Origin of the sequence: Olleya sp. Hel_I_94 (genome assembly GCF_007827365.1) — a bacterium.
Lineage (GTDB): Bacteria > Bacteroidota > Bacteroidia > Flavobacteriales > Flavobacteriaceae > Olleya.
The window spans coordinates 118,845-137,945 of the sequence record NZ_VISI01000002.1 but is presented as its reverse complement, the minus strand read 5'-3'; the positions used below and the strand labels follow the sequence as shown (position 1 = coordinate 137,945).

The 19,101-nt window shown below is 31.1% G+C and carries 17 protein-coding genes; all 17 read right to left on the bottom strand.

What is annotated here, in order from left to right; genetic code table 11:
• Nucleotides 1–185 precede the first annotated feature (185 nt).
• On the bottom strand, nt 186–1,016 hold the full coding sequence (locus tag JM82_RS03660; RefSeq protein ID WP_145001348.1) for a universal stress protein: 831 nt from the start codon (nt 1,014–1,016) through the stop codon (nt 186–188).
• 75 nt (nt 1,017–1,091) lie between these two features.
• Nucleotides 1,092–1,478 (bottom strand): hypothetical protein, encoded by a 387-nt coding sequence (locus JM82_RS03655; protein ID WP_145001346.1) that lies wholly within the window; start codon nt 1,476–1,478, stop codon nt 1,092–1,094.
• Nucleotides 1,479–1,481: 3 nt separating this feature from the next.
• A complete protein-coding gene (locus tag JM82_RS03650) occupies nt 1,482–1,901 on the bottom strand; it encodes a hypothetical protein (RefSeq protein WP_145001344.1) in 420 nt (139 codons plus the stop codon).
• An 11-nt stretch (nt 1,902–1,912) separates the two neighbouring features.
• Entirely contained in the window at nt 1,913–2,332 is a 420-nt protein-coding gene (locus tag JM82_RS03645) for a GreA/GreB family elongation factor (RefSeq protein ID WP_145001342.1), read from the bottom strand.
• 16 nt (nt 2,333–2,348) lie between these two features.
• Nucleotides 2,349–3,653, bottom strand: a complete 1,305-nt coding sequence (locus JM82_RS03640; protein ID WP_145001340.1) for a Glu/Leu/Phe/Val family dehydrogenase — start codon at nt 3,651–3,653, stop codon at nt 2,349–2,351.
• 175 nt (nt 3,654–3,828) lie between these two features.
• Entirely contained in the window at nt 3,829–3,993 is a 165-nt protein-coding gene (locus tag JM82_RS16310; protein WP_186439174.1) for a hypothetical protein, read from the bottom strand.
• Nucleotides 3,994–4,180: 187 nt separating this feature from the next.
• Complete coding sequence (locus tag JM82_RS03635) at nt 4,181–5,509, bottom strand: sigma-54-dependent transcriptional regulator (RefSeq protein WP_145001338.1); 1,329 nt, start codon at nt 5,507–5,509, stop codon at nt 4,181–4,183.
• Between the two features lie 9 nt (nt 5,510–5,518).
• Complete coding sequence (locus JM82_RS03630; RefSeq protein WP_145001336.1) at nt 5,519–6,607, bottom strand: sensor histidine kinase; 1,089 nt, start codon at nt 6,605–6,607, stop codon at nt 5,519–5,521.
• 48 nt (nt 6,608–6,655) lie between these two features.
• Nucleotides 6,656–6,973 carry a hypothetical protein gene (locus JM82_RS03625; RefSeq protein WP_145001334.1) on the bottom strand — a complete coding sequence of 106 codons (318 nt, stop codon included), beginning with the start codon at nt 6,971–6,973 and terminating at the stop codon, nt 6,656–6,658.
• 181 nt (nt 6,974–7,154) lie between these two features.
• The gene (locus tag JM82_RS03620) at nt 7,155–7,919 is read right to left on the bottom strand and encodes a hypothetical protein (RefSeq protein WP_145001332.1); all 765 of its coding nucleotides are present in this window, start codon (nt 7,917–7,919) and stop codon (nt 7,155–7,157) included.
• A 235-nt stretch (nt 7,920–8,154) separates the two neighbouring features.
• Complete coding sequence (locus JM82_RS03615) at nt 8,155–9,627, bottom strand: hypothetical protein (RefSeq protein WP_145001330.1); 1,473 nt, start codon at nt 9,625–9,627, stop codon at nt 8,155–8,157.
• Nucleotides 9,628–9,688: 61 nt separating this feature from the next.
• Nucleotides 9,689–11,137, bottom strand: coding sequence for a cell wall anchor protein (locus JM82_RS03610; RefSeq protein ID WP_145001328.1), 1,449 nt, complete (start codon nt 11,135–11,137; stop codon nt 9,689–9,691).
• Nucleotides 11,138–11,139: 2 nt separating this feature from the next.
• Nucleotides 11,140–13,017 (bottom strand): T9SS type A sorting domain-containing protein, encoded by a 1,878-nt coding sequence (locus JM82_RS03605; protein ID WP_261375287.1) that lies wholly within the window; start codon nt 13,015–13,017, stop codon nt 11,140–11,142.
• Nucleotides 13,018–13,169: 152 nt separating this feature from the next.
• The gene (locus JM82_RS03600) at nt 13,170–13,586 is read right to left on the bottom strand and encodes a hypothetical protein (protein ID WP_145001325.1); all 417 of its coding nucleotides are present in this window, start codon (nt 13,584–13,586) and stop codon (nt 13,170–13,172) included.
• Between the two features lie 7 nt (nt 13,587–13,593).
• Nucleotides 13,594–14,013 (bottom strand): hypothetical protein, encoded by a 420-nt coding sequence (locus JM82_RS03595; RefSeq protein WP_145001323.1) that lies wholly within the window; start codon nt 14,011–14,013, stop codon nt 13,594–13,596.
• Nucleotides 14,014–14,198: 185 nt separating this feature from the next.
• A complete protein-coding gene (locus tag JM82_RS16505; protein WP_145001321.1) occupies nt 14,199–18,683 on the bottom strand; it encodes a sigma 54-interacting transcriptional regulator in 4,485 nt (1,494 codons plus the stop codon).
• 6 nt (nt 18,684–18,689) lie between these two features.
• Nucleotides 18,690–19,070 carry a response regulator gene (locus JM82_RS03585; RefSeq protein ID WP_145001319.1) on the bottom strand — a complete coding sequence of 127 codons (381 nt, stop codon included), beginning with the start codon at nt 19,068–19,070 and terminating at the stop codon, nt 18,690–18,692.
• Between the last annotated feature and the right edge of the window lie 31 nt (nt 19,071–19,101).

Here is a 19,101-nt window from a genome sequence, read left to right as displayed (position 1 = left end):
TTAAGCAATATACAACTTTGTATGGTTAAATTATACAACGTAATTAAACTATACTATTGCTTATGTGCTATTAAAATTACTTTTACATAATTGGTGGTGGTACCATTAAAGATAATATTGTAATAATTATGATTGTAATTACAATGATAAGACCATTAAATTTCCGGTTACTCATAACAAAATTTTTATTGGTGAACAGTTAACACTGTGTTAGTATGTAGTTGTTTTAAAGTTGAAAAAATGTCTGATTTAAACACTCCCATTTTTCTTAATAAATGCGGTTTTTTATCAATTACACACATAATACCATCTAAATGCGATTGCGCATAAGCCTTTAAATTATAAGAAGACGCTGTGTAGTGTAATGTTGCTGTATGTCCTGAAATTTCTTTTAGATATCCTAGCATAGTCTCTAAATTGTTAGATGCGCAATCGCTTATAGCATTTTGTTTTGCTAAGATTAAAACTCTAATTTCTAAATTGGTGTTTTCCAAAATATTTAAAAACTTGTCTATTTGACGCGTATTTATTTGCTGTTTAAAATCTGAGGCGATAGTTATATTAATCTTATTGCTTGCTGAAGCATGTGGAGGCACTATTAATACTGGACAACATCTAATTTTTTCGACTATATTTTGTGTTATTTTTCCTAAATTTTGTTCCTTTTTACTTGTCAAAATAACCAGATCTATGCTTAACTGTTTAATGTTTTTTTGAATGCTTAATACTAAATCAGAACAGTCAGATATTGCAAAAAACTGATGATTTAATGATGGACAATTTAAAGTGTAGCGCTCAACTAGTTTTCCTAATTGCTTTAATGCATTCTGTTTAGGCTTATCAAACCAATCGTCGTCTGCTTGAAGCATTTGTATGGCATCTAAACCATTAACATTGTATGAATAAGTATTTAAAAAATAAAAGTCGCAGGTTTCGTTTTTAAATAGTTTTATCACATAATCTATAGTTTGAAAACTATTTAAAGTAAAATCTGTTGGAATCAATATTTTTTTCATCTTATTACTTTTTAAATTAATATTTAGCCTATACTTTTAACTGAGTTATCGTTTAAACAACTACGGTCACTTTAGCTACCTTTTATACCTTGCTAGCATAGTATAAAACCTAATTCTAAAGTCATGAAGCTCGTTTAAAATTTGGATATACTGCTGCCTTTTTAATTCGTGCACCTTGGCACGACTATCATTATATTCTGTCTTTCCGTATTCTATTTCATTTATAATCTCTTGTTCATATTTGCAAAAATCAGCCATGCTTAAGGTGAATTTTCTGCGTAAAGCCAACATATTATTGGATGTCTCTATATTTTTTATTAGTTGTTTTTCTATAACATAAAAATGTTCAAACTCTTTAACCGCTAATTCTAGTACAGAAATCCAATGATTGGCCTCCTTACAATCTTTAACTAAGCACACGCGTCTGTGTGTCTCTATTTTATAGGCTGAAGCTGTATTCAATTATTAATTAACTTTTAAAAGCGTGAATTTACCTTGTACTTTATTAAAAAACTCGTCCTTAAGTCTTCTGTATTTATCTAAATGATACAGGTAGCTGCGTCTATAACTTTCATGCTCTGTGATGTATATCATATCACATTGCGTGTCTTCACACTCGATGATATTTAGTCTTGATTTAGAATAGGTGTTTAACGCGTTTAAAAGCGTTTCGTTTTCTATCTCTTTTTTCTCAAATTTATGTGCTACACTTTTGTCATCTAACCTATCTTTTAATTCGTTTTTACAAATATTGATAAGGTTAGACAGTTCTTTTTTTATGTATTTTAAATGATTAATCCAATTGTCTAACTCCATTGTATTAATTTTATGTGTCACATCTACATTAGTATCATGATCAAAAATTTGTGTGTTTTCTGTTTTCATAATAATCTATTTTAAATATTTATATCAACACCTTTTAAATTCTCCTGCTTTTGGACATCAATAATTTTAATTTTTTGTGCTCCACCAGGAAAATCCCAATCAATTGTATCATTTTTAGAATAACCTAAAAGCGCTGCTCCCATTGGAGCTAAAACGGACACTTTGTTAAGTGCCACGTTTTTGTCCATAGGTATAACCACTTGTAATTCTTTTTCCCAACCATTATCCGACGCTATAGTCACTATACTATTAAAACGTACTATATCCTCTGGTACTTGGTCGTCATTTACAATTTGTGCAGTCTTTAACTCTTCTGATAACTTTACTAAAGATTTAGTGACGCTTGTATCATCTCCATAACCCGAAATATTGAGTATGCGTTTTAGGTACACATACTCTTTTTTTTCTAATATTAAACTTCCGTACTTCATCTTCTTTGTTTTAAAATCAAGGAAAAATCCCTCTTTGTATGTATGCTTTTTCTATGCGTTGTATGGCTATACAAAATGCAGCTGTACGTAAATCCACAGTTTCATTTATAGCATAATCAAACACTTTATTAAAAGATTCATTCATTTTTTTATCCAATTTGGCCATCACCTCGTCCAATTGCCAAATCTCTCCATTTCGGTTTTGTAACCACTCAAAATAACTGCCTACAACACCACCAGAATTACATAAAATATCAGGTATAATTGTAATACCTCTTTCTAATAAAATCTTTTCGCCTTCAACATTTGTTGGTCCATTAGCACCTTCTGCAATTAATTTTGCTTTAATTTTTGGTGCATTTTCTTTAGTAATTTGGTTTCCCAAGGCAGCAGGAATACAGATATCACAATCCAAAGCAAAAAACGTATTGCTATCTACTGTTTTAGAATCGGGAAAGTTTACAATACTACCATCGTTAATTTGACTGTATTTAAATAAGTCTTCAACCTTGATACCATTTTGATTTTGAATACTTCCAGAAGCATCTTGTACTGCTACTAATTTTGCACCATCTTTTTCTAAAAAATGAGCTGCCCAATAGCCAACATTACCAAATCCCTGAACAATAAACTTTTTACCAACTAAACTAGTATTGCTTTTTTCTGCCCAAAATTTAATGGACAAATACACACCATAACCTGTTGCTCTGTCACGTCCTTCTAATCCGCCACTTGCATCAGGCTTACCTGTTACTACATGTTGATTTGCAGTACGTTCTGCTGGTGGACGCGTACTCATGTAAGTATCTGCAATCCATGCCATAGTTTGACTACTAGTGTTAACATCTGGAGCAGGAATATCATGCTCTGGTCCAATATTATCCGCTAACGCAAACGTAAAACGTCTTGTAATACGCTCTAACTCTGATTGCGAATATTTTGAAGGATCTATTTTAATACCACCTTTACCTCCACCATATGGCAAACCTGCTAATGATGTTTTCCAGGTCATCCACATCGCTAATGCTCTAGCAGCATCAATATCCACTGTTGGATGGTAACGTAAACCACCTTTATATGGTCCTAACGCATTATTATGTTGCACTCTGTAACCTGTAAAAATCTCGACGTCTCCATTATCCATTTTTACCGGAAAGTTGACTAAAATCTCGTTGTTAGTAATGCTTAATATTTTTCTAATATTTGGATGTAAATTGATATGGTCGGCAGCACTATTAAACTGCTCCATAACATTATCCATCATACCTCTTACAGGTACTTTTTTTGTTACTTTTTTCAAATCTGCTGTTACTGTTGTCATTGTAAAGTGTTTATTATTTTATTTGAAATAGCGATTGATTATTGATCTTTCGTGATATTTTTGTGAGATATACTTATCTCTAGATTGGCTTTTATTAGATTTTTTTTCTAAAGAATTTTTACTGCCAAATACTGAAACTATTGTGTTAAAAAACATAGCTTTTATTATTAAATGATTAAACTAAAACTAACTCTTGATCTGGTTGTTTTACTTGTTGTAAAGTTGGTTGGTTTGGTTTAAAGGCATCAAACTCGCTACAAGACCAAACGGTATCTTTTTGGGTTGTCAATACGCAAGAATTGCGATGGATACAATCTGGGCAAATATTAAAATGACTCATAGGTGTAAAATTTATAATCGATTATACTCCAATTTGCAATGCTTGTGCCAAAGGAAATGCACACACTGCTACAAATGCAAAAAACCCTTTAAAATAAAGGGTTTATAGAATAATATAGTATAAAATACAAAATATCGAGTGGTACATAATTACCCAACTGGGTAAAAACGCACCAGTTTTAAATAGCTTATTCAGATAATTTTTGACGAATTGTTTTTCTGTCTATTTGAAGAATTTTGGCAGCTTTGGTTTTATTGTTTCCAGTAGCTTTTAATACTTTTTCTATGTATTGCTTTTCAATAACTTTTAAAGGTTGTAATGTGTCCGAAGTGTGTTGTATTGTATACTTTAAATGCTCTGGTAAATGACTAACGTCAACGGTTTTATCACTTAATATCACTGCACGTTGTATGATGTTTTCAAGTTCTCTAATATTTCCTGGCCAATCGTAGCGCTCTAATATTTTTAAAGCATCTGGAGTTATTTTTACATAGCCATCTTTATACTCGACGCCATATTTAAATAAAAACTTATCAACCAATAATTTAATATCGTCTTTGCGCTGTCTTAAAGGAACCACATCTATCTCTACCACTGTTAATCTATAATACAAATCTTCCCTAAAAGTTTGTTTTTGAATCATGTCGCGTAAGTCACTATTGGTTGCCGCAATTATTCGTAAATCTACTTTCTCAGCTTTTGTAGATCCTACTTTTACCACTTCTTTTTCTTGTAAAACACGTAGTAATCTAGATTGCACAGTTAGTGATGCGTTACCAATTTCGTCTAGAAAAATAGTACCACCATTTGCAGCTTGAAAAAAACCTTCGCGATTAGTTTCTGCTCCTGTAAACGCACCTTTTAAATATCCAAATAGCTCTGCTTCAAGTAAGTTTTCTGGTATTCCACCACAATTTACTGCAACAAAAGGCGCTTTAGAAAACTTACCTTGGTAATGGATGGCACGTGCGACAAGCTCCTTACCTGTACCGCTTTCACCTTTAATAAAAACTGTTGCTTTGTTATTTTTAACACGTTCAATAACTTGAATTACAGCATTAATTTTGTCGGAATGACCTATAATTTCGCCGTAAGGCTTATTATTATTAATTACTAAATTTTTAGATGATTGCGCTAGATTATCTGCATTTACCAAATATTTGTCCAACGCCATTTTAAGCTCGTCTTTAGTAAATGGTTTGGTTAAATAATCTACTACACCTGATTTTATGGCAGCCAACGAATCTTGAACCGATGGATAACCTGTAACCACTAATTTAGGCAATTTAGGATAATGCTCTGACACAAATTTAATAAGCTCTGAGCCATCCAATTCCGGCATTTTTAAATCGGTTATTAATAAATCTATAGTCGAATCCCTTAAAATACTAACCGCTTCTTTAACAGAAAGCGCTTTAAACACATGATAATTCCAAGATTGTAAATGACGCTGTAATAGCTCAAGGATATTAATATCGTCGTCAACTATAAGTATGTTTTCTTTACGTAATTGCATTAGAAAATATTATTTTGGGAGTGTTATGGTAAAGGTAACGCCTTTATTTTTATTATTTTTTGCAGTAATAGTTCCTTTATGCGATGCCACAATACCATGGACGACACTTAATCCTAATCCAGAACCGTCACCTATAGGTTTGGTAGTAAAAAAGGGTTGAAAAATTTTATCTAAATCTGCTTGATTAACCCCTTTACCTTCATCTTTAATTTTTAAAACAATTGCTTTTTTACTGGTTTTAGCCTCAATAGTGACCAACCCTTGTTTTGGTGAAAAATAAATAGCATTAATTAGAAGATTAAAAATAATTTGGGTTAATTGTATTGGATCTGCACGCAGTAACAAGTTTTCTTCTTCTATTTTAACAATATATTTGACTTCTTCTTTTCTAAAAGTGGCATCTAATAAATTTATGGCACTTTTAATATTAGGCACCAAATTTACTTCTTTCATTTCCTGAGGCATTTCGCAAGCAAAAAACATTAATTTTTTAACTACTTCTCTAGAAAATATGGCGTTTTTAATAATCTTATCTAAATCCAAAGAGGCATTTTTATCTGTTTTAAAATCCTCTTTTAGCAGCTCTGCAAAGCCTAAAATATTAGCCAAAGGTGTATTTAACTCGTGCGCTATTCCAGCAGTTATTTCGCCTAAAATACTTAAACGGTCGGCATGTTCCATCTGACGTTTCAAGGATGTTTCGTTTTTCTGAATTTCGATACGTTCTAGAAAACTTCCTATTTTTAAAGCTATATTATCTAACAGTAATTGCTCTTCGTTTAAGAAATCCTTTTGAGAATACTTTTCTTGATTTAAATAGGCTATTAACTGCCCTTTTTCTTCATTAAATAATTTTATTTTAGATTGAATACTAATGGTACTTTTTATAGCATTAGCGGTTGAAATGCTATTATTTTCAGTGTGAATCTGAATATTTGTTTTTTTAGGATACTGAAATCCTTTTTTGATGCTAAACACTATGGCTTGCAAAGTATCCTCGATTAGCTCTTCGTTTGCGTTTCCTATTATTGAAGATACCTCATAAAGACAAGTTAACTCCTTAATACGTTCTTTTAATGCTTTTTCAGTGGTATTCATTGACATTAATTTTAAAGCAATTATTTAATTTACGTTTTGAGTATCAACTTATATTTTTTTTAAATATAGATATTCTGACGTTTTAAAAATCACGTAATAAAAAGCAAACAATAATTTAAAGCCAGTTAGATTTGAGCCTAATTCTAGTTTTGATATAGCGTTTTCTTTTGTGTTAATTTTAAGTGGTTTTGTTTTGCACCAATCAATTTTTGCATACACTTCGTTTTGAATAGGATCCACTTGAAAAGATTTGGTTTCTCCATCTCTAATAGTATCTGTTTTTTTGTTATTTATATAAATTTCGATTGCTCTAGCTTTATTAGCATATTGCTTTATTCGTTTAATCTCAATTATACTATTTGACATTTTGTAGTGAATTTTGATTTATTACAACAACCATCTAAAAATATAATAAACTGTTTATTTAACATACTACTTTAACTTTTAAACTTGATTTGAATTAAAACTATTAATAACAGAAAACAAAAAAGGTCTAACCTATAAGTATTAGATTAGACCTTTTTAAATGTATTATTTAAAACCGCTTTTACTGAATATAATTTTTCAGGATTTTTTTAAGTAATGCGACATCCTCTGTAGTATTGCGTTTTAATTTTCCTTTGTTATCCGTTTCAAATAAAGTGTAGTCCATGGTCACTAAATTGATATCCTTTTTAGAAATCATTTCTTTTCTTCTGTGATTGTACTTTTCTATTTGTTGACCTCTAGTGATACCACTTGTGGTTAACGCTTCTAATTTTTCTAATTGCGCTTCGGTTTTATTTTTCTTTTCAGCGAATTCAATTACTAAATTAGCGTCTTTATAAAACGCAGCTACAGGTAACAATGTTCTTGTTTTACCTTTTTTATGCATATCTCCAAACAACCAAGCAAATGTATGCTTGCGTGAAGCTTCTTCCTTTAAAACCTCATCACATAAATTAATTATGTAAAACTCGTCTGTACTTTCGCGTTTAGCTTTAGCCATATCTTTTTTTGAAACTGTACTAATATTTTCGTTTTCAGGAAATGTAGCACCTTCTCTTAAAAAGTACCAATAGGTAGCTGCTTCGGCACGTTCTGGATGTACCCTTGGTATTGCTTTTAGGTTGTCCTCTTTATCTAATACTCTCAGGATTTTTCTAAGTGGTAATCCCTTTTTTTGATCTTTTACAAAAACACCTGCATTAATTAAATCAGACATGATATCTTTTGCAGGTATCCAATCTTTATCTGTATTAGTCGCAAAGTAATGATCTATTACTTTATTAATTTGAGCGACTTTATCCTCGTTATTACGATTATTATTCATTTTTATAACTTTTTATATTACTTGTATTAACTACAAATAAAACGCTGCAAGATAAGCCAATATTTTTTTGGATTAATTATCCTGATTATTTAATTAAAAAATAATTTTTAAACCAACTACTTAAGTGATATTAGACTTAAAATTACTGGTTATTATATTTACAAATAACATAAAACCTTCTGTTAAAACTAACAGAAGGCCTTACTAACTTAACTAAAAAACTACTATTAATAAATTACTTGATATTAAGGTTTAAAGAAAATACTGTTATCGAGGTTGTACCAGAACTTGTAAGTCGTTGTCCCCAAATCTCAATATAATCGTTTGGAGCCAGCTCTACTGTTCCAGAAATAGACAAACTGTTAATGTCTGAAGTATTATTTACACGCATTAAAGAGTTAGTTTCTACTAAGGTAGTTCCAGTTACCGTTACCCCATTTTTTCTAATAAAAAAACCATAAAAATTCCCGGTAGTTGTATTACCTCTAACAGACAACGAGGCACTAATCTGAAAAGTTCTAGTCTTTTTCCCTAAGTACGTTAGCCTGTTATCCGTACTAGAACTCATCCTTAATAAATTTACTGCTGTTGTCGAATTTGATCCTGAATTACCTGTCAAATTTAAGGGATTATTATCTGTAATATTTTGTACAAATCCTGTTGTTATTGTACCATCATAATAAATGTTACCTGTTGCTACTTGATCTGACTCCACTGGTATACCAGGACAATCAACTGTCCATGCATTATTAAAATTAAATCCTGCATACGATCCAGTACCATAACGCTTAATATATTGAGTACTTGTACCACTAAAACTAACTCCTGTTAAAACACCATTACTTACCGCAGGATTGCTAGAAACATCAATCCCTATAGCAGAGCCATTAACCTCTGAAAAACCACCTTGTTTTTGAATAATATTAAAGGTCCCTGTAAATGTTTCATAAGTACCGGAATTTGAAGACAACCATCCCATATTACTTAATAATAAGTTGGTAATATTATTGTATATGATACCTGCTCCGTTTCCAACAAACTGAACAATACTTACAAACGCTAATCCAAAACCACTAACAGTACCAATAGATCCAGAACCATATACAACAGCATCCCTAAAAATTAAATTTTGTGTATTTGCTCCGGATAATGCAAAAATAGTACCACTTGGAGCTGTCAAAGAAATCCCTTTAATACTTCCTCCTGTAGATCCAACAAACATTGTTCCTCCAGCTTTAGATAATACATCTTCGTTTGTATCAAACCCAACGATATACGCGTTATTTAAATCAATTGGGTGCAATAATGCAATTGTACCATTAATTTCGTACATAGTATCTGAAGATAAAAGATAAGTCGATCCTCCTCCTGCTATCAGCTCTGCTGCTAAATCTGCTTCAGATTGAATTAATTTATGCATGCTACGTTTTGCTGAATCTATTTTAGACCAAACGCTAGATTTGTAGAAATAAAAAGCATTTTCGGTTGTATCATACACTAGTAATCCATTAGCTGGACTAGAAATTGCTATACGTTGCACAGATGTCATTCTTGGTGCTAACATCCCTTTATCTGTGGATGATATATCTAACATTGAAGATACTTCTGGATTTACAGTACCAATACCAACTTGGGCAATAGCTACACTTGATACACCTGCAAATATTGCTAGTGTAAGTGTTATTAATTTTAGTTTTGAAATATCCATAATTTAAAGTTTTTAAAATTTTATGAAATCGATTTTATTATTGAATTTATAGCGCGTTGGACTATTTAATTATTAAATTTAAAGAGACTAACAGTAGACTTCCTGCACCAGAATAACGTTCGGCCCAGACCTCTATATAATCGCCTTGATCTAACTTTACAGACCCAACAACAGATACAGCTCCTACATCGTTATTGCTACCTACTTGTCTGTATACTTTTGAATCGTTTTGAACAACTCCGTTTTTTGCTATGTAAAAAATATAGATGGAACTGTTATTATCACCTTGGAAGGAAATGCTACTAGAAATCTGAAAACTTCTAGTTTTTACTCCATCATAAACCAATCTATTGTTGATTGGTGCACTAAATCTAAATAAGTTATTAGAATAAGATAAGCCTTCTAATTTTGTTGGTACTCCAGATCCTATTGATGTAAAATCTGTTTGAAAACCACTACCAATAGGAGATTCTAAATGTATATCTCCAATTGAGGCATCATCCGTTTCTAACTGTAAACCTGTTGCGTCTACATCCCAATTGCTATTAAATTTGTAGCCTGCGTACGTATTTTCTGTGTAGCCTTTTAACCTACTACCACCTCCTGTAAAACTTACTTGTGCAATAGATGCAGAAATATTAATAGTTGGGTTACTGCTTACATCTATTCCTGTTTCACCAGAATCTACAACTACGCGACCATTGGCTATCTGTAAGTTACTAAATATACCTGAAAACTTCAAAAATGTACCACTATTTCCGTCTGTCCAAAAGACTTTATCCATATAATAATTAGAAATATTTGAAGCTGATATACCGTCTCCAGTCCCTAATACTTGTAAAACTTCAAAATAAAAAGTATTTAAATTATTAAATGTTCCGACAGAAGAAGCACCTACTATTACTAAGCTATAGGCAATTAGATTTTCAGTTCCAGATCCTGAAATATTAAAGACTTGCTGGTTATTACCACGAATGACAATATCTTTAAAATGCCCTCCTTTTGAGCCACTAAAAAAAGTTGCTCCAGAATTATTTACTAAGGCATCTTCACCTGTATCACGACCGCTAACGTAAGCACCATTTAAATCGACTGGAAAATCAAAGTTGATATTTCCGTTTATTTCGTACAAGTAATTTTCGTTTAATACATATTTTGATCCTCCACCTGAGACTAATTCATCTGCTAAGTCTGAAATGTCTTTAACTAACTTATAGTTACTTCGTTTGATTTCTGCTTTTAAAGCTGTCCAAACATTGCCATCATAAAAGTAAAACACATTAATATCTGTATCAAACACTAACAATCCTTCTGCTGGATTAGAAATTGCTATACGTTGCGCAGAGGTCATTCTTGGTGCTAACATCCCTTTTTCTGTTGAGTTTACCTCTAACATAGCAGATGTATCTGGAGATAATGTTCCTATCCCAACTTGAGCTACTGCCTGAAAATTTACACTAATAAAAACTACTATTAGCGCTATACTGATTTTTAGTTTTAATATACTCATAATTAGTAGTTTATTATTTTTTGAGTTAATTCACCTGTTGTTGTTACAACCTTTACAAAATATATTCCTTGGCTTTGATTAAAAGGAATTTGCACTCTGTTAGAATTATTTATATTATCATTTAACCTTAAAATTTCTTGCCCCAAAACATTGTATATCGTTATGTTTTTAAGTTGCATTCTATCCTTATTATTAACTACTACATTTTTGTTTCCATCATAAAACACCGTAAGATTAGACAACGTCTGATCCGTTGTTGATAATGAGTTTTGAGGCACAAATACTAAAGAGTATCTGTCTAAGTGATTACCAATAGGCAGGTTTACATTAAAATTAGCATCAGATAAATTATGTGTTGTATTTAGAATATTATCTTTTAAGTAAATCGTGTGTTGAAAATTTTCAACCTCATCAATCATTATTTGATGTAATCCTGTTTCTGATATTAATATGCCTAAAGGAAACTCCATAGTATCGTTAAAAGCATCAACCCCTTGAATTGCATATTTTTTATCTAAATCTTGTTCAATTACAAAAAACATTTCATCATCTCTGCATATTTTAAGTAATGCATCATAACCTGGATTATAATTTACATCTGCAGTAGAATCTGGTAAAAAACCTAGAAGTAATTGCCTATGAAACCCTTCTGGATCTTCATAACCTAATCGTATAAATTGATCTTGATTTTCTGTTTGATCATTTTGATTTCTATAAAAAATAGCCTCTCCTTCTGACTCTTTTTTAAAGTCCCTTTGAGAGTTATTAAACACTATGGATCCTGACGCATATGCTTTAATAAAAAAGCCTTGACCAATTGGCGCATATCTTTTTGGCACAGTAATACTTCCTGCAGAACCCAATCCTCCAATTAAAGTAGAAAACACTGAAGGTGGAGTTCCTCCTGTTAAATTTCTAATAGCATAACCACCTAAATAATTAGATAAGATATGTGATGTTGATCCACCATCAACCCAAAAATATAATGCATCAAATACCGTAGCGTTATCCAAAATAAACTTATTAGTATCTAAAGCAGATGGATATGGATTACCTACTAAAGATTCCTCTCCTGCATTAATAGAAAATGTATACTCTCCATTATTAGGCGCACCATAAAACACGTAATTTTGATCAGCTCCTGAAGCTCCAGAACCTTTCATGGAGAAACCCTCTCCTGGATTTAATGCACTGTTTTGATCTAACGCTACCCAGTCATAATAAGATCCAGATCCTTGTATGTACTTGTATAACCACATTGTACTTATGGATAATGGAGTTGTTACTTCTCCTGAAAAATTAGTGATTGCAGGTAAACCGTTATAAGGAGAACCAGAAATAAATGCTATTTGTGAAGGTGCAAAAGGATTAATGCTAGCATCTGTACCATCATACATACCTGATAATAATGAAAACGTTGCGCCATTGTTAATAGGTGACGTCCAATAATTATATTTGTAAGCCGAAGCATACCCTTGTTGATCCACTAATATTTTTCCTGAGGAAACTGCATTAGCGTCTAATCCAACGTGGGATTGTATTAATTGAGACTCTCCATTTAGTCTTACATCTCCATTTACCAAATTTAGTCCATTAGAAATGTTTAATAAAAATCCATCCGAAACAGACAATCCTTTAGTATTTGCAGCTGTAATATCTACTTCTAGATTATTAAAGTTGATTGTATTTGAAGATCCAGAAATACTTAATAATGGGTTTGTATTGCTTTTAAAATAGGTTGTCCCTGAATTGGACGTTGTTACTCCATTATTTATAAAACTATTGTTTAGGTATAGGTTACCGTTAGTACTTAGCGTAGCACTAACTTTGTTTGTGTATTCATTTTCAAAATACACATCTGTTGCATTCGAAATTTGCAAAACACCCTCGTTTACAATTTGCGAATAAACACATAGTAGGTTAAAAATAATTAGACAATGAGATAGAACATATTTTTTTCTCATAGGTAGTAGGTTTGGGGATTATTAAGGGATTAGTAAAAAATAGTTAGTTATTATTAGTTTGTTTTACATCAGCTATCTTTATCGTATAATTCAATATTTTCAATAGAATATTGCTTTGCTGTCTCAATATCATTGCACGTTATATGTGGTGTTAAGGGATCGTATATTCTTTTATAAGACGCTATTAATAATTTGGTTCCTATTGAATTTAATATAAATGCTTCAGATATTCTTAATTTAATTAAGTCACTAGATTTAGCTATAAAGTTTGCAGCCTCTGTAGAGAATGTACCATGAAACCCTCTTAAGTCTATTATAAAAGACATTGGTCTACCGTTACACAAGTCCATTATTACGCTTACATATTTTTTTGCTGCAGTTAAATCAAAAATGTAATAGTCCTCAATACTATTAAATTTAAGATTTATAATATTATTATCATCTTTCCAAAATTTTGCATGTCCTACTGTTTGGATGTTTTTCATGTTTTTTTTAGTTTAATGAGTTATACGTTCGGTTATCCTCTATGCAATATTGTATTGCCGACTTATTACATTTAAAAATCACATCAGGAAGTGAAGGATTACAAATAAAACTTTGAATGTTTAATAGCATTTTTAGTTTATAGGAGTTAACTAAAAATGTTTTAGACAACACTAATGATTTAATTAATGTATTTTTAGATAAAAACGTAAATACCTTAATAGCGTTAGAAAAATTTAACTCTTTTAGGTCAATTAAAATTGGCATGTGCACATCTTTAGATAGCATAAATATTTTATTTAAAAAAATGTGCTCGATATCTTTTATTTTATTATCATCTAAATCAGTTAAATCACTCAAAATTTGGCAATAGATCACATCATGATCTACCCAAAACTTGAAATTTTCAATTAATTTATCGTCCTCCATAACTATTGATTTGTAAAGTTTAAACCAATACGGATGCCAGAAATAATTTTTGAGCAAAAAAAAATTACAAAACATTGATTTACAGTGTTTTGTAATTTTTTAAGAATTTATTACTTATAAATAAAGTGTCGGTATTCCGTGTATTACTTTTGTGTAAACAGACAACTCACGGAATACCGTTAGTCTTAATTAGGCTTAACTATCCCTAATTTGTTCATTTTATCGCGTAATGTGCTAGGTTTTAATCCTAATGCTTCAGAAGCACTGTTAGATCCGCTAATTTTCCATTTACAATCTTCTAAAACTTGTAAGATATGATTGCGTAAGACTGTATCTAAATTTAGGTCTACACTGTTAATGCGTTGCTTAGATTTTTGATTAGTGGTTTCAAAACCAGGAATAATTAAAGTATCGCTATTAGATAGTATTAATGCGCGCTCAATTAAGTTTTCAAGCTCTCTAATATTTCCAGGCCAATTGTAAGCTTTAAGTTGGGACATCGCATCATCAGATATATATTTGATCTGTTTTTCATAGGTTTTACCAAATTTATCTACAAAATGCTCTACTAACAATGGAATATCATCCTTACGATCTCTTAAGGCTGGAACCGCAATTGGAAATACATTTAATCTAAAGTATAAATCTTCTCTAAATTGCTTTTTCTCTATCTCTGCCAATAAGTTTCTATTGGTTGCTGCAATAACGCGTACATCTAATTTTTTAGATCCTAATCCACCAACGACTTCAATTTCTCCTTCTTGTAAAAATCTAAGAATTTTAGGTTGCATGTCTAATGGTAGTTCTCCAATTTCATCTAAAAATAATGTACCACCATCCGCAAGTTCAAACTTACCAATTTTGTCACTAAAAGCTCCTGTAAACGATCCTTTTTTGTGACCAAATAATTCGCTTTCAATTAACTCTCGTGGTATTGCAGAACAATTAACTTTAATTAATGGCTTGCTGTTTCTGTTACTTATATTGTGTACAGCTCTAGCCAACAACTCTTTACCTGTACCAGATTCTCCTAATAATAATACTGTAGCATTAGTAGGCGCGACTTTTTCTATTTCGTTTAATACATTACTAAATTCTACACTACCATAAACCATCTCTTCAAAGTTAAAAACCAGGTCAAGCTCGTTACGTAAATAGACGTTTTCTTGCTCTAATTGGTTTCTTAAAACGTTTAACTCTTTATTAACTTCTAATAGTTTTTCATTGGCTAGAGCTATTTTATTTTCAGCAATTTTACGTTCCGTACTTTCTACCATTAAAGAAATTATACTAGCAATGGACGTTACAAAACTCTCTTCGTCTGCATTAAAGGTTCTATTAGTGGCTTTAGTTTCAAAACTTAAAATACCGTAATGTTCATTTCGACCATAAATTACAACATCAATTCTTGAAGAAATATTAAGAGGCTCAAAAAATTGTTTAGCAAAAGCTTTTGTAATAGGATTAGCTCCTACATTGCTAATATTAATACTAGTTTTGTCTTCAAAAGCTTTAAAGTAATTGGGGAAACTTTCTTTTTTAATTAATAAACCTTCACTATCAAATATTTTATCTTCTGCATTGTAAAACAATTTACTGACTAACTCTGTTTTATCTGTTTTATACTTCCAAATGGTTACTAAATCTGCTTGCAAAGCTTCTGCAGATGTAATAGCAATCTTTTTTAAGGATGCTTCTAAATCTTCGCCAATAAGACTTGCTAATTTTAATATAACATCTTTTTTCTGCGTGGATTTTAAAGCGATTTGTTTTAAAGTTTCTTTTATTTTTAGTTCTTCAGAGATGTCTTTTATAGTAGCAAATATTGCAATAACTTCATTTTGGTTATTATAAATAATACCTGCTAAAAACGACGCTATAAATCTGGTTCCATTTTTTCTAATAAATTCTAGTTGAAATGAAGGTGCTTCGCCTTTTGCTACTTTATCTTTAATCTCCATCATAAGCTCATAATCCTCTGACCTTGCGAAAGGGTAAGGTAAATCCATGCCAAGAAGTTCCGCTTCGGTATATCCTAATAAATCACATAGTGACTCATTAACCTTCATGATAGTACCATTAAGATTAACCATTAGTAGACCTTCTTGCATTGACATTACAAGGCTTTCAGTAAAATCGTTTGCTATTTTTAAATCTATTTCTGCTTTTTTACGGTCGGTTATATCTTGGATTGTTCCAACAAAGCTTGATGGAATATCATCCACGTAAAAGACCTCTCCTAAACCATGAATCCACTTAACTTGTTTAGTTTTAGTACTAATAATTCTATATTCTAAATCAAACTTTTTATTTAATTTTTCACTTTCTATTACTGCGTCTTTTATTATTGCTCTGTCATCAGGATGCACTATATTTTTCCAAAAATCAAATGATATTTTTTTATCCGTTTCATATCCAACTATTTCATTAAAAGTATCCGAGGTTTTAGCGATCAAGTTTATTAGGTCAAGGTTAAAACTTCCTATTTTAGCTATTTTTTGAGCGGTTGATAGTGATTGTTCACTTTCTTGAATTTTGATTTCAGCTGTTTTACGCTCTGTTATATCTTGGATGGTTCCAAAAAAGCTTTTTGCTTTACCGTTTTGATAAGATACTTCTCCTAAACCGTGTATCCATTTTAATTTATTATCGGTTTTAGAATAAATCCTATATTCCAAATCAAACTCTTGTCCTGTTCTTATACATCTTTCAATCTCAGCACTATTTATTTCGGCATCTTCTGGATGTGTGATATCTTTCCATAATTTTCGAGAAATAGTATCTTTTTTCTCTAAACCAGCAATCTCTTTAAAGGTTATTGAGGCATGAGCTAAACTGGTTTCTAAATCTAGAAAGTAACTTCCTATTTTAGCTATTTTTTGAGCTTCTAGTAATGATTTTTCATTTTTCTGAAGTTTTAATTCTACTTTTTTTCGATTTGTAATATTTTGCATAGTCCCTATCATTTTGATAGGGTTAGAGTTGTCATCAAATAACAATTCACCTATACCATGTACCCAAATTTCTTTTTTAGAATTATATTGAATAACACGATACTCTTTATTAAATCGTGTATTGTTTTTTACACAGCTATCAAAATAATTTAAAACGTTTATTTTGTCTTCAGTATGAATAAGATCAACCCAACTATCTATTGTTCTAACGAAGGATTCATCTATTCCTAAAATTTGATATAACAACTCAGTACAATCCCAAGTCATTGTTGTTAGATCCACAGCATATGATCCTAGATTTGCAACTATTTGGGATTGTCTTAAATTATATTCGCTTTCTAATAATTTAGCTTCTGCTTTTTTACGTTCTGAAACATCACGCATTATAGCTAGAACTTTACCATCCTTTTGAAGTTTTGCCGAAACCTCAACGTCTATTATTGTTTGGTCTTTACACACTAGTTGTCTATCAAAGACAACAGCTTCACCTTTGAGTATAGCGTCACGGGTTACGTCATTTTGAATAACATCTCCAATTATAAAATCTTGAATTTTTAATTTTAAAAACTCCTTTTTTGTATATCCTAGTGTTGTGTAGGTTGCTTTATTAAAGTTATGAATGACTCCATCATAAGTGTAGGTCAGGATAGCATCTGTAGCTTGCTCAACTAAAGACTCATAAGACTCTTCTTTTTTCTTTACTTCTTCAGCCATATTAAACTTTACGATAGCCATTTTTGCTAAGCTTACTGCAGAGTTTAATTCTCTTATGTTTTCAAAAGTCGGCGTTTTTACACTGCTACTATAAATTGCAAAGGTACCAAAAACCTCATTTTTTTCAGAAAGTATTGGAATTGACCAACACGATTTTAAATCGTGGTTAACTGCTAAATGTCTATAATTTTCCCAAAGCGGATCTGTACTTATATCAGATACGATGATTGGTTTTTTTAAATATGCAGACGTACCACAAGATCCTATATTCTCGACAATTTTTAAATTTTTAATCGCAGCACAATAGTCTTTTGGCAAGTTTGGTGCAGAAATTAGCCTTAAATGCTCCTTATCGTCTTCAAGTAAACTAATGGATAAATAAAATTCTGGACGTAAGGATTGATAGTTATGTATAATGTGATTAAACACCTTTTTAATTGAGGTGTTATTGGCTATTAAATCTAATATTGCGTTTTCATTAGTTAGTTTTAACTCTATTTTGCTACGCTCAGTTATTTCTTTTTCTAATTCTAAATTTTTTTGTTCTAATTTACTTATTAGTCGTTTGCTATATAGTTTTAAAACTTCTTCTTCTGTAAACTCGGTATTATTTTTTGCTTTATTTTTTGGGTTTGACGTATCCAGAAGTCTTTTTATTAAAGCTATTATGTGATCTGGATCTGTTGGTTTTCTTAAAAAGCGTGCTGCACCTAATTTTAATGCAAAGTCTTCATCTACCTTTTCAGTATAAGTAGAGGTATAAAATACAAACGGGATATCTTTTAATTTTTCATCTTTTTTGCAAGCTTGACAAAACATATAGCCATCCATTACTGGCATTAATATGTCCGAAATTATTAAGTCTACCCTATTTTCGGTTAATTTATCTAATGCTTCTTTACCGTCATTAGCTTCTACCACATTATATCCTGCTTGTATAAGAATTACCCTTAATAAATATAGATTTTCAAAAACATCATCTACTATCAAAATTGTTTTCATACCTATTTATTTCTGGTTTTTTGCAAGATACATTTCTTGCATTTGGTTTATAAATGTATCGGGATTTATGGGTTTTTCTATATAACCATCCGCTCCTACTTGCATCGCTTTTTCTTTATCACCTTCCATTGCATATGAGGTTACAGCTATGATTGTGGTGTTTTTTGGTAAATCACTATTTCTTAGCTGCTCACATATTGCATAACCATCCATGTCTGGCAACTGTATGTCTACCAATATTATTTCTGGATTATTTATGTTTGCTAATTTTAATCCTTCAGATCCATTGTAAGCTTTTAAGACCTGGTATTGATTTTTTTCAAGTAAATAGGATAACATATACATGTTTTGCTTGTTATCTTCAATTATTAAAATAGTAGGCATCATGGGCTTTGATGATTAAGAATAGTAATAGCTT